The 22452-nt window shown below is 65.6% G+C and carries 22 protein-coding genes; 9 read left to right on the forward strand and 13 right to left on the reverse strand.

The window, feature by feature from the left end:
• The 5 genes from ACIPUD_RS01375 to ACIPUD_RS01395 all read right to left on the reverse strand — a co-directional run bounded on the left by ACIPUD_RS01375 (position 1) and on the right by ACIPUD_RS01395 (position 4804).
• A complete protein-coding gene (locus tag ACIPUD_RS01375; protein ID WP_026232705.1) occupies positions 1-519 on the reverse strand; it encodes an Mpo1 family 2-hydroxy fatty acid dioxygenase in 519 nt (172 codons plus the stop codon).
• 171 nt (positions 520-690) lie between these two features.
• A complete protein-coding gene (locus ACIPUD_RS01380; RefSeq protein WP_018454283.1) occupies positions 691-1362 on the reverse strand; it encodes an OmpA family protein in 672 nt (223 codons plus the stop codon).
• Positions 1362-1778 (reverse strand): hypothetical protein, encoded by a 417-nt coding sequence (locus ACIPUD_RS01385; RefSeq protein ID WP_018454284.1) that lies wholly within the window; start codon positions 1776-1778, stop codon positions 1362-1364. Before ACIPUD_RS01385 ends, ACIPUD_RS01380 begins: the two co-directional genes overlap by 1 nt.
• An 88-nt stretch (positions 1779-1866) precedes the next feature.
• On the reverse strand, positions 1867-2157 hold the full coding sequence (locus ACIPUD_RS01390) for a type II toxin-antitoxin system HicB family antitoxin (protein ID WP_018454285.1): 291 nt from the start codon (positions 2155-2157) through the stop codon (positions 1867-1869).
• Positions 2158-2164: 7 nt separating this feature from the next.
• Positions 2165-4804: an ATP-dependent helicase gene (locus ACIPUD_RS01395; RefSeq protein WP_018454286.1), complete on the reverse strand. Its 2640-nt coding sequence runs from the start codon at positions 4802-4804 to the stop codon at positions 2165-2167.
• A gap of 241 nt (positions 4805-5045) precedes the next feature.
• On the opposite strand from ACIPUD_RS01395, the gene ACIPUD_RS01400 reads away from it, so the two are divergent.
• Positions 5046-5219 (forward strand): DUF1328 domain-containing protein, encoded by a 174-nt coding sequence (locus ACIPUD_RS01400; RefSeq protein WP_007600914.1) that lies wholly within the window; start codon positions 5046-5048, stop codon positions 5217-5219.
• A 5-nt stretch (positions 5220-5224) separates the two neighbouring features.
• Here the strand turns inward: ACIPUD_RS01400 and ACIPUD_RS01405 are convergent, their stop codons facing one another.
• A complete protein-coding gene (locus ACIPUD_RS01405) occupies positions 5225-5731 on the reverse strand; it encodes a thioesterase family protein (protein WP_018454287.1) in 507 nt (168 codons plus the stop codon).
• An 87-nt stretch (positions 5732-5818) separates the two neighbouring features.
• Between ACIPUD_RS01405 and ACIPUD_RS01410 the strand changes: the two genes are divergently transcribed.
• Both ACIPUD_RS01410 and ACIPUD_RS01415 read left to right on the forward strand, forming a co-directional pair.
• A complete protein-coding gene (locus tag ACIPUD_RS01410) occupies positions 5819-7243 on the forward strand; it encodes an FAD-binding oxidoreductase (RefSeq protein ID WP_446480013.1) in 1425 nt (474 codons plus the stop codon).
• A 50-nt stretch (positions 7244-7293) separates the two neighbouring features.
• On the forward strand, positions 7294-7656 hold the full coding sequence (locus ACIPUD_RS01415; protein ID WP_026232706.1) for a hypothetical protein: 363 nt from the start codon (positions 7294-7296) through the stop codon (positions 7654-7656).
• Positions 7657-7662: 6 nt separating this feature from the next.
• Here ACIPUD_RS01415 and ACIPUD_RS01420 read toward each other — a convergent pair whose 3' ends face one another.
• The 4 genes from ACIPUD_RS01420 to ACIPUD_RS01435 all read right to left on the reverse strand — a co-directional run bounded on the left by ACIPUD_RS01420 (position 7663) and on the right by ACIPUD_RS01435 (position 10454).
• Positions 7663-9330 (reverse strand): SulP family inorganic anion transporter, encoded by a 1668-nt coding sequence (locus tag ACIPUD_RS01420; RefSeq protein ID WP_085360781.1) that lies wholly within the window; start codon positions 9328-9330, stop codon positions 7663-7665.
• Positions 9331-9492: 162 nt separating this feature from the next.
• Positions 9493-9759, reverse strand: a complete 267-nt coding sequence (locus tag ACIPUD_RS01425; RefSeq protein WP_085360625.1) for a hypothetical protein — start codon at positions 9757-9759, stop codon at positions 9493-9495.
• Positions 9753-10034 carry a GCG_CRPN prefix-to-repeats domain-containing protein gene (locus tag ACIPUD_RS01430; protein WP_143273231.1) on the reverse strand — a complete coding sequence of 94 codons (282 nt, stop codon included), beginning with the start codon at positions 10032-10034 and terminating at the stop codon, positions 9753-9755. Before ACIPUD_RS01430 ends, ACIPUD_RS01425 begins: the two co-directional genes overlap by 7 nt.
• Positions 10035-10124: 90 nt before the next feature.
• Positions 10125-10454: a hypothetical protein gene (locus ACIPUD_RS01435; protein ID WP_085350289.1), complete on the reverse strand. Its 330-nt coding sequence runs from the start codon at positions 10452-10454 to the stop codon at positions 10125-10127.
• 171 nt (positions 10455-10625) lie between these two features.
• Here ACIPUD_RS01435 and ACIPUD_RS01440 point away from each other — a divergent pair, with 171 nt between their 5' ends.
• Both ACIPUD_RS01440 and ACIPUD_RS01445 read left to right on the forward strand, forming a co-directional pair.
• Positions 10626-11336: a response regulator gene (locus tag ACIPUD_RS01440; RefSeq protein WP_085350288.1), complete on the forward strand. Its 711-nt coding sequence runs from the start codon at positions 10626-10628 to the stop codon at positions 11334-11336.
• Between the two features lie 18 nt (positions 11337-11354).
• Positions 11355-12701, forward strand: coding sequence for a sensor histidine kinase (locus tag ACIPUD_RS01445; protein ID WP_085350287.1), 1347 nt, complete (start codon positions 11355-11357; stop codon positions 12699-12701).
• Here ACIPUD_RS01445 and ACIPUD_RS01450 read toward each other — a convergent pair.
• Positions 12695-14191, reverse strand: a complete 1497-nt coding sequence (locus tag ACIPUD_RS01450; protein WP_018454295.1) for a caspase family protein — start codon at positions 14189-14191, stop codon at positions 12695-12697. The genes ACIPUD_RS01445 and ACIPUD_RS01450 overlap by 7 nt on opposite strands.
• Positions 14192-14234: 43 nt before the next feature.
• Positions 14235-14549: a hypothetical protein gene (locus ACIPUD_RS01455; RefSeq protein ID WP_026232707.1), complete on the reverse strand. Its 315-nt coding sequence runs from the start codon at positions 14547-14549 to the stop codon at positions 14235-14237.
• 68 nt (positions 14550-14617) lie between these two features.
• Between ACIPUD_RS01455 and ACIPUD_RS01460 the strand changes: the two genes are divergently transcribed.
• The 3 genes from ACIPUD_RS01460 to ACIPUD_RS01470 are packed head-to-tail and all read left to right on the forward strand — an operon-like array spanning position 14618 to position 18524.
• Complete coding sequence (locus tag ACIPUD_RS01460) at positions 14618-15649, forward strand: TRAP transporter substrate-binding protein (protein ID WP_085350285.1); 1032 nt, start codon at positions 14618-14620, stop codon at positions 15647-15649.
• A 7-nt stretch (positions 15650-15656) separates the two neighbouring features.
• Positions 15657-17534 (forward strand): TRAP transporter large permease, encoded by a 1878-nt coding sequence (locus tag ACIPUD_RS01465; protein ID WP_018454298.1) that lies wholly within the window; start codon positions 15657-15659, stop codon positions 17532-17534.
• A 12-nt stretch (positions 17535-17546) separates the two neighbouring features.
• Positions 17547-18524, forward strand: coding sequence for a hydroxyacid dehydrogenase (locus ACIPUD_RS01470; protein WP_018454299.1), 978 nt, complete (start codon positions 17547-17549; stop codon positions 18522-18524).
• A 6-nt stretch (positions 18525-18530) separates the two neighbouring features.
• Here ACIPUD_RS01470 and ACIPUD_RS01475 read toward each other — a convergent pair whose 3' ends face one another.
• Entirely contained in the window at positions 18531-19697 is a 1167-nt protein-coding gene (locus ACIPUD_RS01475) for an ABC transporter substrate-binding protein (RefSeq protein ID WP_026232708.1), read from the reverse strand.
• Between the two features lie 316 nt (positions 19698-20013).
• On the opposite strand from ACIPUD_RS01475, the gene ACIPUD_RS01480 reads away from it, so the two are divergent.
• Positions 20014-22404, forward strand: coding sequence for a bifunctional diguanylate cyclase/phosphodiesterase (locus ACIPUD_RS01480; RefSeq protein ID WP_231190441.1), 2391 nt, complete (start codon positions 20014-20016; stop codon positions 22402-22404).
• Positions 22405-22452 lie beyond the last annotated feature (48 nt).

The following is a 22452-nucleotide window of genomic DNA, read 5'->3' on the forward strand; positions in this document are numbered from 1 at the left end:
CTATCGGGTTGAAAGGGAATTGGTCGGAGCAGGCGCCAGAATCGCGGCAAGGTCGCGACGGAAGCCCAATGCAATGAATAATTTTGCCATGACAAACATCGGTCCAAGCAGAAAATGCGTGGGGTGGTCGACCATCGACGGCTGCCGCTCCTCGAAAACCTTGTGACCGACGATTTGCGACGCGACGCCGAGCCCGATCAGCACCACAAAAATCGACCACATCATGACGATCGAGACCTGATTGCCAATCGCGGTTGCGACCGAAAGCAGCACGATCATCGAGGCGAGGATGCCGAGCCCGATCCCGGCGTCCAGCATCAGCCAGTAGGCCAGCACCGGCAGGGCAAGAACCATGGCCAGGCTGACCTCGATCCCGAACACCGGGAAATGGACCAGCGTCAGCGGCAGCACGGCGCCGGTGAAGAGCAGGAGGATGCCGACCACGTGCATCGCGCAGTTCCAGGGATCGCGATGATATTCGACGTAGTCGGCCAGCTGACGTTGAAAATAACTGGCCATCTCGGTCTCGTGCGCATGGGGTCGGGCAGGGCGAAAAAAGCCTATAGCACCTGATAGGGCGGTGCACAAACCGGCGTAATTGTCGCGCGAAACCGCGCTGTTGCGCTGTGAGACAGGTCACAAAAGAAACGTGACTTCAAAGGGTTGCGTCAGACGCCGTGGCGCGTCCGCTCAGCGCTTCTTGGCGGGCTTTTTCGCCGCAGGCGCAGGTGTCGCAGCCGGATGCGCAGGCGCTTCCTCCGGTACCTTGGCGTAGGTCAGGATTTGCAACTGGGCGTTGGCGGCTGAGGTCGGCCTGGCCCGGTCGAGAAACTGCTCCTCGCCGAGGCCGATCGGATGCAGCCGCTTGGTCGAGATCTTGAACGTGTTCACCAGCACGTCGCGTATCGCGTCCGCCCGGCGCTGGCTCAGGATCGCGTTGGCCTCGCGCGTCTTCGCGTTGGATTCGACATGGCCGACGATCAGGAACGTGTAGGGCAGCAGCGAGGCATGGACCAGCGCATCGGCGAGGCGGCCGACGGTCTGGTAGGACGCCGGCTGGATGATCGGCGTGTCGGCGTCGAACTGGATCTGCGCAGTGAAGGTCGGCAGATTGACCAGATCAGGCGCGATCAGCGGCCGGTTCACCGGACCGGGATCGTTCTTGATCCTGGCCTTGGCCCGCTCCATCACCTGCAGCTTCAGCGCGGGGAGATCGATCTCGGCGGCTTGTTCGAAATGGTTGAGCTTGCCGACGATGTCGTCGCGGGTTGGCGGCGCCGTCTGCGCTTCCGCTGTGCCCGCGAGCAAAGCGAGGCCGAGCGCGATGCATATTCCGGCGGTGGAAAGCCTCGTCGCTGGCATCACCGATACCCCGCGTCGTCAACGGCCTTCAGGCAATTGTTGCTGATGCCCTTGGGCGTCGAGACCAGGCAGGGGACCGCCTTGCTGGTCTCCTTGGTCGAGCCGCCGCAGACCTTGACGATCTCGCGCTGGCAGACGTTCGCCACGGTGACACGGGCTGCGACGCGCTTCTGGATGGCGTCGAAGGCACCGAGATAATCGCTCTGGCACTGCTGCGAGAGCACGTCGCGGTTGCGCGAGAGGCACTCCTTCAGGCGGGTCGAATCCGGGTTGACGCCGCGGCAATTGGCGACGATTTCCGCGCCGCAACTTTTCGCCAGCAGCCCGATCGCATCGCCAAAGCTCATGGTCTCCGCCGCCGCAAGCGACGGCATACCCAATGCCAGCAAGATCAGTGTGATGGAGCCCCGGACCATGGCCGCATCTGATACGGGGAAGTTCACGGTGGTCAAGGGCTGTTCGGACCTGAACTGTCGAGAGTCCGACCAGTGCGGCGAACAGTCCTCACTCCGTGGCCTCAGTGAGGGGTGGCCATTCGATCAGGGCGACCGTGTGCTTCCCGAGCTCGTCGGCGACATCAGGGTCGGCCTTGAGCTCGTCCAATGTCCGCGGCGGGGGAAGCTGGCGGCCGTCCGCGGTCAGTTCCTGTGCATAGAACGCGAGTGCCTCGGGCGCATTCTCCAGGGCCTCATCGACGTCGTCGCCGCCGGAAATGCAGCCGGGCAGGTCCGGAAACCACACGCCGACGGCTTCGTCCGGGCCGGCGTCCTCGATGATGGCGATGTAGTGCGGCATGCAGGCCTCACGCCCGCTGCACAAAACTGTCCACGACCTTCTTCTCCCCCGCCTTGTCGAAGGCGATGGTGAGCTTGTTGCCGTCGATCTTGGTGACGCGGCCATAGCCGAATTTCTGGTGGAAGACGCGGTCGGAGAGGGAGAATTCCGAGGTCGTGCCGGTGGATTTGGCCACCAGCTCGCCCTCGATCGTCAGCGGCCCGCGGCGGCGCGAGGAGAAGCTGCCGAAATCGGGCGAGGACGACTGGGACGAAAACGACGAGGCCTGTTCCTCGAAACTGCCGCGGCCGCCATTGCCGCCGCCACCGCCGCCGCGATTGCGATTGGCCTGGGCGCGCTGCCAGCCCGGGGTCGAATAGGTGGAGCCGAACGCTTCCATGTCGTCGAAGCGGGAGGCGCCGTAGCCGCCGGTGCCGCCCCAGGCCGAGCCGCCCTTGGATTCCGTGATCTCGACATTGGCCGCGGGCAGTTCGTCGAGAAAGCGCGAGGGGATCGTGGTCGACCAGGTGCCGTGGATCCGGCGGTTGGTGGCAAAATAGATTTTGGCGCGGCGGCGGGCCCGGGTCAGGCCGACATGACCGAGCCGGCGCTCTTCCTCGAGGCCGGCGCGGCCCTGTTCGTCCAACGTGCGCTGGCTCGGAAACAGGCCTTCCTCCCAGCCGGGCAGGAACACGTTGTCGAATTCCAGCCCCTTGGCCGAATGCAGCGTCATCAGCGACACCGCGTCCTCGTCGGCGCCGCTGTCGCGGTCCATCACCAGTGAGATGTGCTCCAAAAACCCTTGCAGGTTCTCGAACTCCTCCATCGAGCGCACCAGCTCCTTGAGGTTTTCGAGCCGACCCGCGGCGTCCGCCGAACGGTCCTTCTGCCACATCTCGGTGTAGCCGCTCTCGTCGAGCACGATCTCGGCGAGCTCGGTGTGCGAGGTGACCTCGCGCTGGGCGCGCCAGCGGTCGAACTGGGCGACGACGTCGCGCAAGGAGCCGCGCGCCTTCGGCTTCAGCTCATCGGTCTCGACCACCGCGCGCGCCGCCTCGAACAGCGGGATGCGGCGCTTGCGGGCGTGATCGTGCAGCATCTGCACGGTGGCATCGCCCAGGCCGCGCTTGGGCGTGTTGACGATGCGCTCGAAGGCGAGATCGTCGGCCGGTGAATTGATGACGCGGAGATAAGCCAGCGCATCGCGGATCTCGGCGCGCTCGTAGAAGCGCGGGCCGCCGATGACGCGATAGGGCAGGCCGAGCGTGACGAAGCGGTCCTCGAACTCGCGCATCTGGTAGGAGGCGCGCACCAGAATCGCGATCTCGTTGAGCTTGTCGCCCTGGCGCTGGATCTGCTCGATCTCCTCGCCGATGCCGCGGGCTTCCTCTTCCGAATCCCAAGAGCCTGTTACCGTGACCTTCTCGCCGTCCTGGTCCTCGGTGCGCAGCGTCTTGCCGAGCCGGCCCTCGTTGTGGGCGATCAGGTGCGAGGCGGCGGCGAGGATGTGGCCCGTCGAGCGGTAGTTGCGCTCGAGGCGGATGACCTTGGCGCCGGGGAAATCATGGTCGAAGCGCAGGATGTTGTCGACCTCCGCGCCGCGCCAGCCATAGATCGACTGGTCGTCGTCGCCGACGCAGCAGATGTTTTTGACGTGGCGCGTCTGCTCCTTCTCCCCGCTTGCGGGGTCGCGACGAGCTTCGCTCGCGCTGAGAAGGTCAGGATGAGGGGCTGCCTCCACGAGCTCAGCTTGCTGAGAGTCCCCCTCACCCGGATCGCTCGGGCGCGCAATTGCGCTGCCGGGCGATCCGACCTCTCCCCGCACGCGGGGAGAGGCAAAAGAAGTCGGCGCTTGGGACAGCAGCCGCAGCCACAGATATTGAGCGACGTTGGTGTCTTGATACTCATCGACCAGGATGAATTTGAAGCGCTGCTGGTACTGCCGCAGGATATCCGGGTGCTCGCGGAAGATGCGGATGTCCTCGAGCAGCAGATCGCCGAAATCGGCGGCGTTCAGGATCTTCAGCCGCTCCTGGTAGCTCGCATAGAGCTTGCCGCCCTTGCCGTTGGCGAACACGGCGGCTTCGCCCGACGGCACCTGCGACGGCGTCAGGCCGCGGTTCTTCCAGCCGTCGATCAGCCCGGCCAGCATGCGCGCCGGCCAGCGCTTGTCGTCGATATTGTCGGCTTGCAGAAGCTGCTTGAGCAGTCGGACCTGATCGTCGACGTCGAGCACGGTGAAGTTCGACTTGAGCTGCGCCAGCTCGGCGTGGGTGCGCAGGATGCGCCCGCCGATGGAGTGGAAGGTGCCGAGCCACGGCATGCCTTCGACGGCATGGCCGAGCATCTGACCGAGCCGATGTTTCATTTCGCGCGCGGCCTTGTTGGTGAAGGTCACCGACAGGATTTCGGATGGGCGGGCGCGGCCCTGGCTCAGGATGTGGGCGATGCGCGTGGTCAGCACGCGGGTCTTGCCGGTGCCGGCGCCGGCCAGCACCAGAACCGGCCCGTCCAGCGTCTCCACAGCCTCGCGCTGCTCCGGATTGAGCCCGGACAGGTATTGCGGGCCTACCGAGGCGCGCGCACGCGCGGCGATGCCGCCGGCTGCGGGCTGGTGGTCGGGGACGCTCTGGGACGTGATCTTGCTCGGCTCGGTCATGCGAATCATTTGCCCCACGTTGGCACCGCGGGGTGGTGAAAGGGGAGCCTTCTTAACAGGGATTGGTCCCTATATGGGGCCGCGGACAGGGGTTTTCCACGTGCGCCGAAAGCCAATTTGTTCCTGTCGGTCAGGCGAATTTCCGGCTTCAGCGGCCCGGAACCATTGTTCCGAGTTGGCGATTGGTTCTGCAAGTGAGGCGCGTCAGCCGCGCCGATCGCAGACAGACATCGAAACAGAGGTTCGGATCATGCTTAGCTGGGTAGTTACGTTTCTGGTTATCGCCCTGATCGCCGGTATCCTGGGCTTTGGCGGCCTCGCCGGCGCGTCGATCGAAATCGCCAAGATCATCTTCTTCATCGCCGTCGTGTTGTTCCTGGTCTCGGCCGTTGTCGGACTGGCACGGGGTCGTAACAGGGTTTAGCGCGCTTACCGCTTCGAGGGCATCGCCACGTTCCGGCCGATGCCCTCGGGCCGCGGGACGGCGCTGTGGGCCTTGACCACCGCTGCGATGCGCTCACGGATGTCTGGGGGAAAAGCCGCCACCTTTCGTGAGCCCATGTCGATGTGAAGCGACATGTTTTCCGATGTGGCGGACAGCCATCCTTCGGTCGCGTGCCGCAGCTCCTGGAAGGTGTGCAGCCGCTTGTCGTCGGCTTCCAGCAGCCAGACCGAGACCTGCACGGGATCGTCGAGGTGGATTTCGCGCAAATACCGCACGTGGCATTCGGCGGTGAAGGTCGAGCCGCCGCGCTCCTTCATGTAGCCCGGTCCGATCCCGAGCGTCAGCCACATCTGGTCGATCGCGCGGTCGAACATCACGTTGTAATAGGCCATGTTGAGGTGGCCGTTGTAGTCGATCCATTGCGGCTCGATCTGCATGATTGACGAGCGGAACGGCACGCCCTCGATCGTTGTGGCAGCAGTCTCCGGCATGTGTCCTTCCCCAGCTATGCGTCCGGTCGCTTGACTTGACCGGTGAGATGTCCTTTGCCACGGTTCGTCTCGTCGGGAGGAACGTCCGTGGGTACGACCATCACCAATAATCCGCCGCGGCCGGCGCCGAAAGCCCTCGCGAGCGCGCTGGAGCAACTTGCCGCGCGGTTCGGCAACCGCCTCATCACCTCGCAAGCCGTCCGCGAGCAGCACGGCCATACCACCACATGGATCGTGAACCAGCCGCCGGACGGCGTGGTGACGGCGCTGGAGACTGCCGACATCCAGGACGTGGTGCGGATCTGCGCGAAAAACGGCGTGCCCGTCATCGCCTTCGGCACCGGCACCTCGCTCGAGGGCCAGGTCAACGCACCCGCCGGCGGAATCTGCATCGACCTGCGCGACATGAACAAGGTGCTCGCGGTGCATGCCGAGGACCTCGATTGCGTGATCCAGCCCGGGGTCACCCGCAAGGCGCTCAACGAGCATCTGCGCGACCAGGGCCTGTTCTTCCCGATCGACCCCGGCGCGGACGCTTCCCTCGGTGGCATGGCCTCGACCCGCGCTTCCGGCACCAATGCGGTGCGCTACGGCACCATGCGCGACAGTGTGCTGGCGCTGAAAGTGGTCCGCGGCGACGGCGAGATCATCACGACCGGCACGCGTGCGAAGAAATCATCCGCCGGCTACGACCTGACGCATCTGTTCGTCGGCGCCGAGGGCACGCTCGGCATCATCTCGGAGCTGACCATCCGCCTGCGCGGCATCCCCGATACGATCGCGGCCGGAGCGGTGTCGTTCGAGACCGTGCACGGGGCGTGTCAGGCCGTGATCCTGGCAATCCAGACCGGTATTCCCGTGGCGCGCATCGAGCTGCTCAACGCCGCGCAGGTGCGGGCCTGCAACGCCTATTCGAAGTTGACCCTGCCCGAAACGCCGCTGCTGCTGATGGAATTCCACGGCAGCGAGATAGAGGTCGCCGAACAGTCCAAGGCCTTCGGCGAGATCGCCAGGGATTGCGGCGGCGGCGATTTCTCCTGGACCACCAAGCCGGAGGACCGCACAAAACTGTGGCAGGCGCGGCACGACGCCTATTGGTCGGTGAAAGCGCTGCGGCCCGGCGACAGCATCGGGGTGGTCGCGACCGACGTCTGCGTGCCGATCTCGCGGCTTGCCGAATGCGTCGGCGAGACCGAGGAAGATCTCAAGCGCCTCAACCTGTTGTCGCCGATCGTCGGCCATGTCGGCGACGGCAATTTCCACTGCTCGCTGGTCTGCGACACCAACGATGCCGACGAGATGGCGCGCGGCGAGGAGTTCATGCATCGGCTGGTCGAGCGCGCGCAGGCGATGGACGGCACCTGCACCGGCGAGCACGGCATCGGTCAGGGCAAGCAGAAATACCTCAAGGCGGAGCTCGGCCCCGAGGCGATCGACGCGATGCGGGCGCTGAAAAAGGCGCTCGATCCGCAGAACATCTTCAATCCCGGGAAGATCGTACCGGAGGCGTAGCGCGCGGCGTGGCCGCCGTTTATGCTCGCTCCCTCACCACGGAGCAGGCAATGCAGTGGTTCGCGCGCAAGACGCGTCAGGACGTCTGGGACGAAGCGATCGAACGGCCGCTCGGCGACATCGAGGCCGCCGAGCGCATCCGTGCGATCTGTGACGCCGCTGCGGCGAGCGCGGCAGGTAGCGCGCGCAGCGACAAGCGCGACAGCGAGCGCTACGAGCGCGCGGCGAAAGTCGCGATGGAAATCGCGATGAAGATCTCGGATGGACTGATGCGCGACGACGCAGTCCGTCGCATCGTCGATCTCTGCATGAAGGCGAACGACCTCAAGACGGCGCAAATCCTGTTTCGCGCGATCCATGCCAGCTGGATCCGCGAAACGATCCAGCGCGATCACCCGCCATTGGCGCAGTGAGCCCAGTTATCGCGCCAACTTCCGCACGGCCTCGTCGACGCTGTGGAAGACACGCTCTCTCGGCAGGGCGTCGAACAATCTAAACCGCTCGAACGCGTCCTGCGCGCGCACTGATTCCAGCCGGGCCAGCGCGACGGTGACGCCCTGTTCGCTGCACGCCCTGAACACGTCCAGCAGGATCTGCGCGGCGGTGAAGTCGATCTCGACCATGCCGCTCGCCTCCAGCACCAGCAGCTGTGGCGGCATCGTGCCGAGCACCTTGATCACGTCGCTGCGAAAGCCGGGCGCGTTGAGGAAGGACAGTGGCGCCTGCAGCCCGAGCACGGCGACGCCGGCGATGCGCTCGCCGGCGATGTGCGGATGTGCCGGCCACCAGATCGTGGTGCCCGGCACGCGCTCGAACTCGACCAGCCGCGCGCGCGTCGTGCTCCAGATGCCGTGCAGCAGCGACAGCACGATGCCGAGGAACGCGCCTTGCTGGATCGGCAGCACGATGATCAGCGCGGCGGTGGCGGCGATCAGCAGGAATTCGCTGGGGGATTGGCGATAGATCGTGACGATCTGCTTCACGCGGATGATGCGCAGCGCGACGAACAGCAGGATGCCGCCGAGGGCTGCGTCTGGAACGTGCTGCAGCAATCCCGTTCCAAACGCGAGCAGCGCCAGCACGATCGCAGCGGCGGCGAGACCCGCGAGCTGCGATTGTCCGCCGGTCTCGGCGACAATGCCCGTCCGCGGCGGGCTGGCGTTGACCGGAAACGCGCCGAACAGGCCCGACAGCACGCTGCCGGCGCCCGCGCCGAGAAAATCGCGATCGACATCGGCCGGCTTGTCGGGATCGGACGGGAATGAGCGCGTCGTCGCCGCGGTCTGCACCATCACCACGACCGTGATGACAAAGGCGAGCGGCACGAGGCGGACCCATTGCTCCGGTGCAAGCTCGGGGAAGGTCGGCCGCGGCAGCGTCCCCGGCACGAGGCCTACGACATTGACGCCCTTGCTCTCGAGGCCGAGCGCAATCGTGGCCAGGGTCGCGGCGACGAGCCCGATCAGCGCGCCCGGAATTTTTGCGCTGATCTTCTCGGCGACGAAGACCACGGCCAGCACACCGAAGCCGATGCATAGCGTGAAGGGATTGGTGCGGCCGAGCTCGCTTGCGAGCACAGCGATGCGATCGAGCGTCGGCCCGTTCGGCGAGTCCAGGCCCAGCACGCCCGGTAATTGCGACACGATGATGTGGACGGAGATGCCGGCGAGGAAACCGACCATGACGGGCACGGACAAGAGATTGGCGATGCCGCCGAGGCGGAAGGCGCCGCCGGCCAGCATCATTGCGCCGACCATCAGTGCCAGCGCGATCGCGAGGCCCTGATACTCAGGCGAGCCGGCGGCGGCCAGCGCCGCCAGCCCGCCGGCGAAGATCGGCGTGATCGTGGAATCGGCGCCGCAGGACAGGAAGCGGTTTCCGCCGAGCATCGCAAAGCCGAGCGATCCCGCCATGAAGGCGAAGAAGCCGATCTGCGGCGCGAAGCCGCCGAGCCGCGCCGTGGCCATCTGCTCTGGGATCGCGATTGCCGCGAGCGTCAGGCCGGCCATCAAATCGCCCGGCAGCGAATAGGACGCGAGTGAGCGAAACAGCGGCCATGATGTTGCGGTGTGAGCGTCCTGCGCCATCAGCAGCGAATCCCCGAAGTGTTCCGTTGGCCGACCAGACCACAGCTGCCGGTCGTCGGCAAACATGGGGTTGCCGGCCTCGCCTGTATATCGTGCGACACCGCAGGGCTCGCGGCACTTATCGCGTCTGCGAGCCCCACGCGCACTCCCGCGAGGCACGCCCTATGGCTTCGACGCCTGCGCCTGCTTCAGCGCGCTCTTGCAGCCATCCGACAGCTGGTCGAAATGCTCGATCATGCACTGCTTGACGCGGCCGCCTCCCGGCATGATGCCGGAGCACAGCGCGCGCATGTCCGCGGTGCACGCTTGGCGTATCTCCTGTCGCGGTTGCTGGGCGGACGCGGCGCCCGCGGACGATATCGCGACCAACGCGGCGATGATGGCCGCGATCGCGCGTCGCAGCTCCCGCAGCTGTACTGGTCTCACCATGCGCAGACCCTCCGCACGCCGAATGGCGTGCTGGTCCACCAACAGGCCCCAGGATAGGGAGGCGCCGCATAGGCATAGGGTGGATGGGCGTAGGGCACGATGGTCCGCCGGCACAGGCCGTTGGCCGTCAGGTGCCAGCCGGGTCCGCAGCCGCCGCTGACTTCGGTGAGGCCGTCGGACATGCCGGGGTGAGGGCTGGGGGTGAAGGCTAGCGCGGTCGAACCTGCGGCCAGTGCGGCTGCCGCGGCCGACGCCAAGATCGTCAATCGTCGCATTCGAGATATCCCTGCTTGCAAGTTGGAGGAAGGCAGTCCGCGGCCAGTGTTCTGACCCCGGCCGGAATTTCACGGTGTCCGGCGCGGCGGTCAGTACCGGTAACCGTAATAAGGATGAGTCCCGACCGTGCCGCTGCGCGTCACGCTGTTGCCGTTCGGACCCGTCGTGGTGCGCGTGTAGTCGAATGCATGCGGAGCCACGCGCGTGATGCTGCCGCTGCGTGCGATCGTGCCGCCATAAGGTCCCGTCACCGAAGCCGAACGCGAGCAGGTTCCGCCGGCGCATCCGCCGCTGGCGCTGCCGTAGTAGGTACCTCGCCAAGTCGTGACGCTGCCGCTGCGAACCCAGGCGTTTGCACCGGAGGCTCCCGTGAGGGCCAGCACCGTTGCGAGTGATAGCGAAGCCAGAATGGGTTTCATCGGATACTCCTGTTTGTGAGGACGCGCCGGAACGAGACCGGTCGCCGCATGGGGCCAATCTCGCCTCGATCTTTTGCCGTGATGTTGCCGGCGAGGCCGGAAGTGTAACGTTTTGTAACGAGTGACGGGGTCGCCACATTCCTGCCAGCGGGCTGCTCGATAGAGGCCGCGATGGACACTCGGACGATCATGATCGTGGAGGACGACCGCGAGATCCGCGCGCTCTTGGCGGACCTGCTGACGCGGGAGGGCTATGCGCCGGTTTGCGTCGAGAACGGCGCGGCGATGGACCGGGCGCTGATGCAGGCATGCCCGGATCTCATCGTGCTTGACATCATGCTGCCGGGCGAGGACGGACTGTCGATCTGCCAGCGCCTGCGCGGCAAGAGCCGCACGCCGATCCTGATGCTGACGGCCAAGGCCGACGATGTCGACCGCATCATCGGCCTGGAGCTCGGCGCCGACGATTATCTGCCGAAGCCTTTCAATCCTCGGGAATTGCTGGCGCGCATCAAGGCCGTCTTGCGGCGTGTGGACGGCCCGCTGCAGATGCCGCCGCCGCGGCGAATTGCTTTCGGCAGGCTGGTGGCCGATCTCGACGGGCGCAGCCTGACCAACGACCAGGACCGTATCGTCGAGTTGACGGCAGCGGAGTTTGATCTGCTGGCATGTTTCCTCGAACGGCCCAAGCGGGTGCTGTCCCGCGACCAGTTGCTCGACTGGACGCGCGGCCGGACTGCGGATCCGTTCGACCGCGTCATTGACGTGTCGGTCAGCCGGCTGCGCCGCAAGCTCGTCGCCGCCGATCCCAAGGCTGCGTTCTCGATCAGGACCGTGCGCAATGGCGGCTATCTCTTCAGTGCTGACGTTCGCCCGCTCTGAGCACGGAGCCTGTGCGGGATGAGCAGGCTTCACATCGCCGCCCGCCTCGGCCTTATCGTCGTCGGCGCCATCATTCTCGTGCAGTTGCTGTCGGTCGCCATCTATTTCGTGGAGCAGCGCGGCCGCGGCGAGCCGTCCGGATTTGCCGCTTTGTTCGCGCAGGTCGCCGCCTTGGCGGAGGCTATCGACAGGGTACCGCGCGACGATCGCGACCTGGTGCTGCGCGCGGCCACGACGGCGCGATTCAAGCCGGTCGTGCGTCAGGACGTGCCGCCCAACCCGTTGCATGGCCGTTTCCTGAGCAGCGCGGAGCAACGGCTGCGCGCGCAGAGCGGTGTGCCAGCGGAGCGGCTGGTCGCACTGTCCTTCGTCAACGTCAGGGACGGCCAACAGGTGGCCCGCTTGCGTGATCTCGTCACCTCGCGCCTGCAAGCTGTCATTGAACTTGCTGGCGGCGGCTATCTGGTGATCGAGACCGCAGGTGAGCTCAGCCTTCGCCTGCTCGGCATTCCTGTCGGCCTGCTGGCCGGAATTCTCGGCTTCGTCGTCGCTTTGGCGGCCTTGCTCGCGGTCCGCCACGAGACCAGGCCGCTGTCCGAGTTGACCGTCGCCATCGAGCGCTTCGGCGCTGCCATGGAGACCATGCCGGTCAGCGAGCGGGGTGCTCCCGACGTCCGGGCGCTGATCCGCGCCGTCAACGCCATGCAGGCGAACATCGCCGAACTGCTGCGCAGCCGCACCCTCGTGCTCGGCGCGATCAGCCATGATCTGCGCACTTATGTCACGCGGCTGCGGCTACGTCTCGAGCTGCTGCCCGAAAGCGTGCAGCGGGACAAGGCAACCGTCGATCTCGACGACATGCAATCGCTGATGGATGATGCGCTCGCCTTTGTCCGCGCCTCGTTCGCAGGCCCGTCGGCGGAAACCGTCGATCTTGCCCGCGTCGCGCGGACCGAGTACGAAGCGCGCAAGGGCGCCTGCGCAGCGCTGACGCTCACCTGCGAAGATCCGGCTCTCCTCATCCGCGGCTCGGCTGCGGGCATGGCTCGGGTCGTTGCCAATCTCGTCAACAACGCGATCCTCTATGGTGGCGCCGCGGACATCTCGTTGTACGCCGAGACCGATGTGATCGAACTCCTGGTCGAGGACCGCGGGCCGGGAATCCCGGTTGACGAACGCACCCGCGTATTCGATCCATTCTACCGGCTGGAGACCTCGCGCAGCCGCGAGAGCGGCGGCGCAGGATTGGGACTCACAATCGTGAGGCAAGTTGTCGAAAGCAACGGCGGCACGGTCGCCATTGAGGATCGTCCCGGTGGCGGCACCCGTGTCCGCGTCCGGCTGCCGCGCGAGCGGTCTCAGTAACGGCTGCGGTAGCCATCGCCGTGTCCCGGGCCGCCGTAGTTGCCGCCTCGACCGCCCATGCCCATGCCAATTCCGATGCCTATTCCGACACCTAAGGCTTCTGGCGGCGGGCCGCGATCCGGTGGCGGCGCGCGCTCGTAGATCACCTCATCAGGCGGCGGCCGGCGCGGCCTGGGCGGCGTGTCGACCACCTTGCGCTTCGGCGGTGTGTCGTCGACGCGCTTCTTGATCACAGGCGCGATCGTCGGGTTGATCGGCGAAGCCGGTGGTGTGGGCGTCGAGCACGGGCAGGTCGGGGCCATCGCGACGGCGACCGGGGCAGGAGCGGCCGCGACCGCGGCAGGCAAGACGTAGTTGCGGTTCTGCACGCGGAGCAGCAGCCGGCGTGCGGTCGCGGCCAGATCGCTGTTGTCCCAGTTCGCCAGATACGCCTCGAACGAGGCGCGGGTGTTGATCGCGGTGGCGCGCTCCCACGCCAGCATCTGGCGCCGGCGCTCCACAATCGTGCGCAGCCGCGGCGTACGGGTATCCTGAGCGTACAACTCGATATAGGCCTGATAGGCCGGCACGGTGTCGTCGGTGATCACTATCTCATAGGCGACCATGGCCGGCTTGCCCTGCAAATCCTTGCGCCAGTCCTCGAGGCTGCGCGTGCCGCTCGCAAGTGCCATGGAGGATGCGCCAGGAAGCGCAGTCTGACTGCCGCTGCTGTCGCCGCCGAAGAACTTGAAGTCAGTCGTCAGCGACGAGCTTTCCCAGGGGATCTGGCGTCCGTCGGTCGATTGCGCCACGGCGACGCGAATGCGCTTGAACACTTCCTCGATCGGCAGATTGGGCTGCTTGGCGACGGTCAGCGCCGCGGTGGTATAGGGGCTGTCGATGCCGGAGCCATCCTCGGCTTCGGAGCCCGGCGAGGTCGAATAGGAAATGAAGGAGCCCGGCGCGCCGGCCTTGGTGTCGACGATCGCAAGCCCGTGTCCGGCGCCGCTGAGCGCAGGGAAGGGATTGTTGCGGCAGGCATCGAGCATGAAGATGCGCGCCCGCGTCGGCAGTGCGCCGAGCGTGTTGAGCAAATCGTTCAGTCGCACACCCTGCAGCGGAATGTCGGCTTCGCGCTTGGGGTCGAGATCGACGGGAACGAGATAGTTCTCGCCGTCGATCTGGAGGCCGTGGCCGGCATAGAACACCAGCGCGACGGTGTCGGCGCCGCTGGCGCTGACCTTGCCGGCGAAATCCGAGATCGCCTGACGCATATCGTTTTGCGCCAGATTGGATGCCGTGGTGACGGTGAAGCCGGCATTGCCGAGCAGCTCCGTCATGCCCTTGGCGTCGTTGGCTGCGTTGGGGAGTTCCGGCACGGTGCGATAGGCCGATTGGCCGATCACCAGTGCGAGCCGCGCTTCGGCCGCGGCCCCCGTCGGCATCGTCAATTGCGTGAGCGCGAGAAGAGCGGATGCAAGAAACAAATTGCGAAAGACTGGACGGCGCATGGTGTCACCTCCATCGGCAATGCGCGCGATGATGTCACCTTTTCTAGGTGGCCGCCATGCGTCTGTCTGTGCACTGGATCACGTTGAGCTGCGGCAAAATGGGGCAGAAGGTCTGCCAGAGCTGGTGCGGCATCGTTCTGGCGCCATCCATGTGAATTGCGCATTGATCCATGCGCCAATTGGATCGATGCCCAACGCTGCGCGAAAGCATCTTCTCGCGCATCGGCCCCATGCCGATCTGATCGAGAATCCCGCAAAAACATGGCTGTTTTGCCGCGCGCTGATGCCGTTGATCCTCGCGACACGCCGCTTTGCAACGGCCGGCCGCAAGCCTTGCCTGCGCCGTCGCTTTGGCCATACAGTCCGCGCAACGGGCTGCGGCAACGACCGTTGCTCGAAAAACAATAATTGGGGAGAAACCGCATTATGTCCATCGTGCCCGTGAACCGTCGCGCGTTCATCAAGTCGTCGACGGGACTTGCCGCCGGCCTCGTGCTTTCCCCCGCACTCATCGGCCGCGCCGAAGCCGCGACGCTGAAGCTGAAATGCTCCTCGTCGCTGCCGAACGATCCCAAATTCGCCAACGGCCGGGTCTACTACGACAATCTGGTGAAGAACCTGAAGGCGAACGGCCTCGGTGAGCAGGTCGAGGTCGCGTTCTTTCCCGACAACCAATTGGGTCAGGAAATCGACGTCATCAACTCAGTGAAGCTCGGCGTCATCGACCTCATGGTGTCGGGCTCCTCGATCTCGGCGAATCTGGTGCCGCTGGTCGGCACCTACGACCTCGGCTTTCTGTTCTCGAGCTTTCCGCAGCAGACCAAGGCGTTCGACGCTGGCGCGGCCAAGCCGATCGAGGACGCGCTGCTCAAGGGCAGCAACATCCGCATCATCGCCTGGGCCTATAATTTCGGTTCACGCAGCGTACTTGCGAGGAAGCCGGTGAAGACGCCGGAAGATCTCGCCGGTCTCAAGATCCGCACGCTGCCAAATCCCGTCATCACGGAATGCCTGCGCCTGATGGGAGCCGCCGCGACGCCGCTGGCGTTCGGCGAAATCTACACGGCATTGCAGGCCGGCGTGCTGGACGGGCTAGAGCACGACCCGCCGACCATCCTGGCCAGCAAGTTCTTCGAAACGGCGAAATTCTATGCATTGACGCAGCACAATTTCTCGCCGCTCGCGATCTATTTCAGCGACACGACCTACAATCGCATGGATCCGAAGCTGCGCGAGGGATTTCTCGATGCCGCGAAGAAGGCTGCGGCCGACACGCGGACCCACGGGCTCGCCGTCGAGAAGGAAGCGCTGTCGGCCTTGACCGAAAAGGGCGTGACGGTGGCCGAATGCGACCGCGAGGCGTTCAAAAAGCGCGTCGCGCCGCAGATCGAGAACTTCATGAAGGCGCGGCCGGAATCCAAGGCCGTGATCGACATCATCCGCGCCACGCAGGCCTGACGTGGCAATGACAGCTGCCGTACCTCTCTCGGGCGGCCGCCACGGGAGCATCGCCCTGCTGCTTCGCTTCAGCGACGCGATCGCGGCCATCCTGCTGGCCACGGATCTCGTCGTCGTCTGCGGTTCCGTGCTGCTGCGCTTCTGCTTCAACGCGCCGGTGGAGTGGTCCGACGACGTCGCGCGCGGACTGATGGTCGGATCGGCCTTCTTCGGCGCGGCGAGCGCGCTCGCGCGCGGCGAGAATGTCGGCGTCTCTTTCTTCCGCGATCTGGCTCCGGTACGGCTGCGCGCGCTGGTCGACGCCGCGAGCGCGCTGCTGGTGGTGCTGATTTCGGGCTACGTCGCCTACAACGCCATCAAGCTCGGCTCGCTGACGGCGGGCCAGACCACCGGATCCGGCCTGCCGCTGGAGCTGACCTTCTACCCGATGGGCGCCGGCGCGCTGTTCATGACGGTGTTTGCGATCGACCAGCTCTGCGCCAGGCCGCTCCCTGACATCGTCAGAGGCCTCGTCGCGATTGCCGTCGTGACCGGCCTTTATCTCGCCTGGGATTATCTGTCGCCCGCCACGGTGCCGTCGGCGGGCACGCTGATGCTGATCGGTTTCTTTGCGACGTTGGTCGGTGGCTTGCCGATCGGCTTTGCACTGGCGCTGGCCGCGCTGATCTTCATCTGGGTCGAGGGCGCGCTGCCCGGCGTGATCTTCGCCCAGCAGATGGCGCGCGGCATCGACAATTTCGTGCTGCTCGCGATTCCGTTCTTCATTCTCGTCGGCTACCTCATGGAAGCCAACGGCATGTCGGTGCGGCTGATCGAGCTGTTGCAGCGCGGGGTCGGCCGCATGCGCGGCGGTTTGAACGTCGTGATGGTGGCCTCGATGGTGCTGTTCTCCGGCATTTCCGGCTCGAAGATGGCCGACGTCGCCGCGGTCGGCTCCGTGCTGATTCCGGCCGCGCGCCGCTCCAAGCAGAATCCGGGCGGCGCCGTGGCGCTGCTCGCAGCCTCCGCGGTGATGGCGGAGACTATTCCGCCCTGCATCAACCTGATCATCCTGGGCTTCGTCGCGAACCTGTCGATCGGTGGTCTGTTCGTCGCAGGGCTGTTGCCCGCGGCGCTGATGGCGCTGGCCTTGATCGCCGTCTCCATCATCTTCGGCAAGACTCCAATTGAGACTCCAACTGAGTCTCCAGCTGATGCCGAGGTCATCGCGCCGCAGATGCCGGTGTCGGGCCTGTGGAGCGGTGCGATCGCCTCGTTCGGCCTGATCTTCATGATCTTCTTCGGCTTCAAGAGCGGCTTTGCCACCGCCACGGAAATCTCGGCCTTCGCCGTGGCTTATGCGCTCGTCGTCGGCAGCGTGGTGTTCCGCGAACTCAGCTTCACATCGGCTGCGCACAGCTTCGTCCAGGGAGCGACGCGCGCGGGGCTCGTGCTGTTCATCGTTGCCGCAGCGCAATCGCTGGCGTTCACGCTGACCCTGCAGCAGGTGCCGCATGCGGTCGGCGATTTCATGCTGGGATTGTCCAAGACCAGCGGCACCTGGCTGTTCATCCTGCTCGCGATCGGCGTGCTGATCGTGATGGGCTCGGTGCTGGAGGGGGCGGCCGCGCTGATCATCTTCGGGCCGCTGCTGCTGCCGGTGGCCGTGCAGCTCGGCATCGATCCCCTGCATTTCGGGGTGGTGCTTGTGATCGCGATGGGCATCGGCCTGTTCGCGCCGCCGCTCGGGCTCGGGCTTTACGGCGCCTGCCTGATCGGCAATGTGCCGATCGAGCAGACGGTGAAGCCGATCATGGGCTATCTCGGCCTGTTGTTCCTTTGCCTGCTCGTGATCGCGTTCGTGCCATGGCTCAGCACGGCATTGCCGCGCGCGTTCGGCTATTGAGGGAGTATCGCCGTGAAAGTCCTGCTGGCCCACACGCCGGAGATGCGCCGCAATTACTACGGCGATCGCAGCCTGAACGGCTTGCGCGCGACCGCCGAGGTGATCCTGCACGAGAGCGATGAGACGCTGGTCTCAGCCAGCCTCGTGCGCGCTGCGCAAGATGTCGACATCATCGTGGCCGATCGCATGACCGAGGGACGCGGCGAGATCTTTGCGCAACTGCCGCGCCTGCGCGCCTTCGTCCGCTGCGCCGTCGACATCCGCAACGTCGATGTCGAGGCGGCCTCGAACGCCGGCGTGCTCGTGACCCGCGCCGGGCCTGGCTTCGTGCAAGCCGTTGCCGAGCTCGCGGTTGGCTTCATGGTCGATCTCTCCCGCGGCGTATCGCGAGCGACGGCCGATTATCACGCCGGCCGCAAGCCGGAAGCGCGGATGGGCCGTCAACTCGCCGGCAGCAAGATCGGCATCATTGGCTATGGCAGCATCGGGCGCTATCTCGGGGAAATCGCCAAGGTGATGCGCATGGAAGTGCTGGTCGCAGATCCCTTTGCGACCGTGACCGACGGTGCCATCCGGCAGGTCAGCCTCGACGAGCTCCTCGCCGCGTCCGACTATGTCGTCTGCCTTGCCATCGCCAACGAGCAGACCGAAAATCTGATCGGCGAGGCGGCGCTGGCGCGGATGCAGAAGCATGCGGTCTTCATCAATCTCTCCCGCGGCAACCTGGTCGACGAAGCGGCGCTGGCGAAGGCGTTGCTTGAAAATCGAATCGCGGGTGCCGCGATGGATGTGGGCCGCGCGCCCGACCAGATGCCAAGCCCGGAGCTTGCGAAGCTTCCCAACGTCATCGCCACGCCCCATGTCGGCGGCCTGACGCCGCAGGCGATCGAATATCAGTCGCTGGAAACCGTGCGGCAGGTCGAAGCGATCGTCAAAGGCGAGATCCCGCAAGGCGCCGTCAACGCCGACCGCTGGACGCGGCGGCCGTGATCTGCTCTATAGCCGGTCCACAGCTTTGAACGTCCCGTCCTTCTGGATCACCGTCAAAAACACCTTCGGCGGCGCGTCGAGCATGCGCATGCCGACGGTGATGGTGCTGCCGCTGATGTCGAAGCGGCCGACATCGTTGATGGTGCGCAGCAGGCTCGCGCGCGTCGGTTGCGGTCCGGCTTGTTCCAGCGCCGCGGCCGCGAGACGGCCGGCGATATAGCCTTCGAGCGCCACGAAATTCGGTGTCAGCGCCGGGTCGAACGCCGTCTGCGCCGCCTGGTAGTCGGCGACCAGCTTAAGCGAGCGGTCCCAGGGAAACGGCACGACCTGCGTGACGACGACGCCTTCGCCCTCGGGGCCGAGCTCCTTGGCGAGCGCAACGGCGCCGACAAAGGAGATGTTGACGAAGGTCGGATTGGCGCCGCTGCGGTGCGCGAGCTTGATGAACTCGGCGCAGGGACCGTAGGTCCCGACCATGACGATCGCCTCGGGTTCGACGCGCTTGATCGTGCGCCAGGCCGACGCGACGGCGCGGGTGTTGCGCTCGAAGGTGCCTTCGGCGGCGAGCTCGAGGCCGCGCCTGGCAAGCGCGCGCTTCACGCCGGAAAGACCGTCGCGCCCGAACGAGTCGTCCTGGTAGAAAATGGCGATGCGGGTGAAATGGCGATCCTCGGTGAGATGCTTGACCCACGCCTCGGCCTCGGCGCCATAGCTTGCACGGATGTTGACCACGTTCGCAAGCTCGAAGTCGCGCAAGAATTCAGCGCCGCTGAAGGGACCGATGAAGGGCACGTTCCTGGCGCTGGTGATCGGTATCGTCGCCACCGCGGTCGGCGTGCCCACCGCGCCGATCAGCGCGAACACCTTCTCGTCCTCGATCAGCCGCAGCGTCTGCGCCAGCGAGCGGTCGGGGTCGTAGCCGTCGTCACGGCTGATGAGCTGGAGCTTGCGGCCGTGGACGCCGCCTTTGGCGTTGATCTCGGTGAAGGCTGCGACGATGCCCTGCCGCATGCGCTGTCCGAGTGTGGAGGAGGGACCCTCGAGCGCTGCGGCTTGGCCGAACAGGATCGCATCCTCGCTGACGCCGATCTCGTCGGCTTTCGCCGGCAGCATGATTGCTGCCAGGACGGCGACGGTCATGACGATGCATGTCGCAGATCGAGATCGATACATCAGAAAAGTCTTGCCGGGTGCGGTGAGTAGCTTCGTGAAAGCTATCGCCACGGGATGAATCGGCGATGTATCGACGGCTCCGTACTACTCCGGGGAAAACCGGCAACTTGCTTCGACAGAGCCCGCATCATCCTGCACTTCATTAACTAAACCGGGTAATGCGGAAAAGCCGGGTTCCGAAATTGTGCAGTTCTTAACCGCGGTCCTGTTCCGATAGTGGCTCCGGCGGCTCAACCAGAGGTTCGGTTGAGCGCGACAGGGGACGGCGGTTTTTGGAATGGGCGGTCGGGATCAGAACGATCAGGATCGGGGGCGTATGACCGGATGGTGGCGTGCCGCGCCGCTGCTCGGGCTCTATCGCCCTGCGCTCGTCGCAGTCGGCGTCGGTCTTCTGTTTTCGGTCGTGGCTGCAGCCGCCGTGGCGCGATGGGAAGGCCGCGTCAACAAGATCGAGTTCGAGAACGCGGCCGAGACCGAAGTGATCGTCATGCAGAACGGCATGAGCGAGTACATCTCCAGGCTCGTCGCGCTGCGCACGCTGTTCGAATCGACCAATCAGGAGATCACCCGCAGCGAATTCGAGACCTTCAGCGCCCGCCTGTTCGAGCGCCATCCCGGCATGCTGCGCATCTCCTGGGTGCCGCGGGTGAACCGCAAGGAGCGCGCCGAATACGAGGCCGCGGCGATCACGGACGGCGTGTCCGGCTATCGCATCAAGTCGCTCCAGGGCGATGCGTTCGCGACCGCGCCGCAGAGCGACGAATATTTTCCGGTGTTCTACTCGACCCAGCCGAAGACGTCTCCAGTCTACGGAATGGACTACGCGACCGTTCCGGAGCGCCGCGCGGTCCTCGAGCGCGCGCGCGACACCGACCGGATAGGGGCCATTCGCACCCGCCTCTACGAGCCGAAGGAGGGCGGCCGGTTGCCCGACGTCCTCGTCGCCATTCCCGTCTACGCCAAGGGAACGTCGCGCGACGCGGTCGTGGACCGGCGCCGCAATCTCGCCGGCTTCGTCGTCGGCGTCTTCGACCTGCCGCTGCTGATCCAGTCCATTCGCGTGACCACCGGGGCAAGCCCCGCGGTCAGCGTCAACGTCTATCCGCCGTTCGCGGGTCAGATCGTCGGCCTGGAGCAAATGCTGCCGGATTACTCGTCGGCCGCGACGGCGCCGCAGACGATGCGGGACGTCGCGCGGACCCTGCACTGGTCGGGCAATCTCAAGATCGGCGACACCGATTGGCAGGTGCGGGCGGTTCCGGCTGCCGGCGGTCCGCTGGAGACGACTTACGATCGCGCGGGTGCGGTGCTGATCGTCGGCATGCTGCTGACGCTGTCGCTTTCGACCTATCTCATGCTCGCAAGCCGCAATTCGCAGCGGCTGTCACTGGCGAACCGGCGGGTGCTCGAACTAGCCCAGACCGACATCCTGACCGGATTGCCGAACCGCGCTTTCTTCCTGGCCCGGCTCGACGAGCTCAAGGGCCGTTTGAAGGACACCGGTCCGACCTTCTCGATCCTGATGCTCGACCTCGACCGCTTCAAGAACGTCAACGACTCGCTCGGTCACGGTGCCGGCGATGCGCTGCTGCGTCAGGTCGCACAGCGGCTGAAATCCGCTTTGCGCACCAGCGACGTGCTGGCCCGGCTCGGCGGCGACGAATTCGCCATCATCCAGGAAGCTTGCGAGGATCAGCGCGTCTGCTCGACCGAACTGGCGGGGCGGATCGCCAAGCTCGTGGCCGAGCCGTTCCTTCTTCCCGGACACCGCGTAGAGATCGGTACCAGCATCGGCATTGCGATCGCGCCCGATCATGGCAGCGATCAGGAGCAGCTGCTGAAGAAGGCGGACCTGGCGCTCTACCGCTCGAAATCGTCGGGCCGCAACTGCTTCACCATCTACGACAAGGCGATGTCGGCCGAGCTCGAGGCGCGCAGCACGCTGGAAGGCGATCTGCGCGACGCCATCGCGCGGTGCCAGCTCGAGGTGCACTACCAGCCGTTCGTCGACGCCCTCAGCGGCACGCGGCGCGGCTTCGAGGCGTTGGTGCGCTGGCGGCATCCGACGCGCGGCTTGATTGCGCCGGACCAGTTTATCCCGCTTGCGGAGGAGACCGGGCTGATCGTGCCGCTCGGCGAGTTTGTGCTGCGGCGCGCCTGCGCGGACGCGGCCGGCTGGCCGTCCGATCTTGCGGTCGCCGTCAACCTGTCGCCGATCCAATTCAAGGAGGCCGAGCTGTTCGAGATGATCAGCGCGGCGCTCGCCGATTCCGGATTGCCGCCGCAGCGGCTGGAGATCGAGATCACGGAATCCGTGCTGCTGGAGCGTGGCGTCGAGAACCACGCCTTCATGGAGCGGCTGAAGAGCATCGGCATCGCGCTCGCACTCGACGATTTCGGCACCGGCTATTCGTCGCTCAGCTATCTGACCGCTTTCCCGTTCGACAAGATCAAGATCGACAAATCGTTCATCCGGAACCTCACGCATCAGCCGCGCAGCTCCGCCATCATCTCCTCGATCGTGACGTTGGCGCGCGGGCTGGACATGTCGGTCACCGCCGAGGGCGTCGAGACCCGCGAGGAGTACGAGCGGCTGAAGGCGCTCGGCGTCAATTTCGCGCAAGGCTATCTGTTCGGCCGCCCGCAGCCGATCGAACGGATCCTGTTCGACGCGCCCGCCAAATCGTCGCAACGCGACGCGGCCTGAGGGCGGCCGCCCAAGGGTCGCTCAATGAGGCATGCGCGAAAAGCGCTT

The sequence above is a fragment of the Bradyrhizobium sp. CAR08 genome (assembly GCF_052871955.1).

Excerpts from the sequence above, each read along its gene's own strand:
- ACIPUD_RS01375 (WP_026232705.1), bottom strand. The coding sequence starts at position 519 with ATGGCCAGTTATTTTCAACGTCAGCTGGCCGACTACGTCGAATATCAT.
- ACIPUD_RS01380 (WP_018454283.1), bottom strand. The coding sequence starts at position 1,362 with ATGCCAGCGACGAGGCTTTCCACCGCCGGAATATGCATCGCGCTCGGC.
- ACIPUD_RS01385 (WP_018454284.1), bottom strand. The coding sequence starts at position 1,778 with ATGGTCCGGGGCTCCATCACACTGATCTTGCTGGCATTGGGTATGCCG.
- ACIPUD_RS01390 (WP_018454285.1), bottom strand. The coding sequence starts at position 2,157 with ATGCCGCACTACATCGCCATCATCGAGGACGCCGGCCCGGACGAAGCC.
- ACIPUD_RS01395 (WP_018454286.1), bottom strand. The coding sequence starts at position 4,804 with ATGATTCGCATGACCGAGCCGAGCAAGATCACGTCCCAGAGCGTCCCC.
- ACIPUD_RS01400 (WP_007600914.1), top strand. The coding sequence starts at position 5,046 with ATGCTTAGCTGGGTAGTTACGTTTCTGGTTATCGCCCTGATCGCCGGT.
- ACIPUD_RS01405 (WP_018454287.1), bottom strand. The coding sequence starts at position 5,731 with ATGCCGGAGACTGCTGCCACAACGATCGAGGGCGTGCCGTTCCGCTCG.
- ACIPUD_RS01415 (WP_026232706.1), top strand. The coding sequence starts at position 7,294 with ATGCAGTGGTTCGCGCGCAAGACGCGTCAGGACGTCTGGGACGAAGCG.
- ACIPUD_RS01420 (WP_085360781.1), bottom strand. The coding sequence starts at position 9,330 with ATGGCGCAGGACGCTCACACCGCAACATCATGGCCGCTGTTTCGCTCA.
- ACIPUD_RS01425 (WP_085360625.1), bottom strand. The coding sequence starts at position 9,759 with ATGGTGAGACCAGTACAGCTGCGGGAGCTGCGACGCGCGATCGCGGCC.
- ACIPUD_RS01430 (WP_143273231.1), bottom strand. The coding sequence starts at position 10,034 with ATGCGACGATTGACGATCTTGGCGTCGGCCGCGGCAGCCGCACTGGCC.
- ACIPUD_RS01435 (WP_085350289.1), bottom strand. The coding sequence starts at position 10,454 with ATGAAACCCATTCTGGCTTCGCTATCACTCGCAACGGTGCTGGCCCTC.
- ACIPUD_RS01440 (WP_085350288.1), top strand. The coding sequence starts at position 10,626 with ATGGACACTCGGACGATCATGATCGTGGAGGACGACCGCGAGATCCGC.
- ACIPUD_RS01445 (WP_085350287.1), top strand. The coding sequence starts at position 11,355 with ATGAGCAGGCTTCACATCGCCGCCCGCCTCGGCCTTATCGTCGTCGGC.
- ACIPUD_RS01450 (WP_018454295.1), bottom strand. The coding sequence starts at position 14,191 with ATGCGCCGTCCAGTCTTTCGCAATTTGTTTCTTGCATCCGCTCTTCTC.
- ACIPUD_RS01455 (WP_026232707.1), bottom strand. The coding sequence starts at position 14,549 with ATGGCCAAAGCGACGGCGCAGGCAAGGCTTGCGGCCGGCCGTTGCAAA.
- ACIPUD_RS01460 (WP_085350285.1), top strand. The coding sequence starts at position 14,618 with ATGTCCATCGTGCCCGTGAACCGTCGCGCGTTCATCAAGTCGTCGACG.
- ACIPUD_RS01465 (WP_018454298.1), top strand. The coding sequence starts at position 15,657 with ATGACAGCTGCCGTACCTCTCTCGGGCGGCCGCCACGGGAGCATCGCC.
- ACIPUD_RS01475 (WP_026232708.1), bottom strand. The coding sequence starts at position 19,697 with ATGTATCGATCTCGATCTGCGACATGCATCGTCATGACCGTCGCCGTC.
- ACIPUD_RS01480 (WP_231190441.1), top strand. The coding sequence starts at position 20,014 with ATGACCGGATGGTGGCGTGCCGCGCCGCTGCTCGGGCTCTATCGCCCT.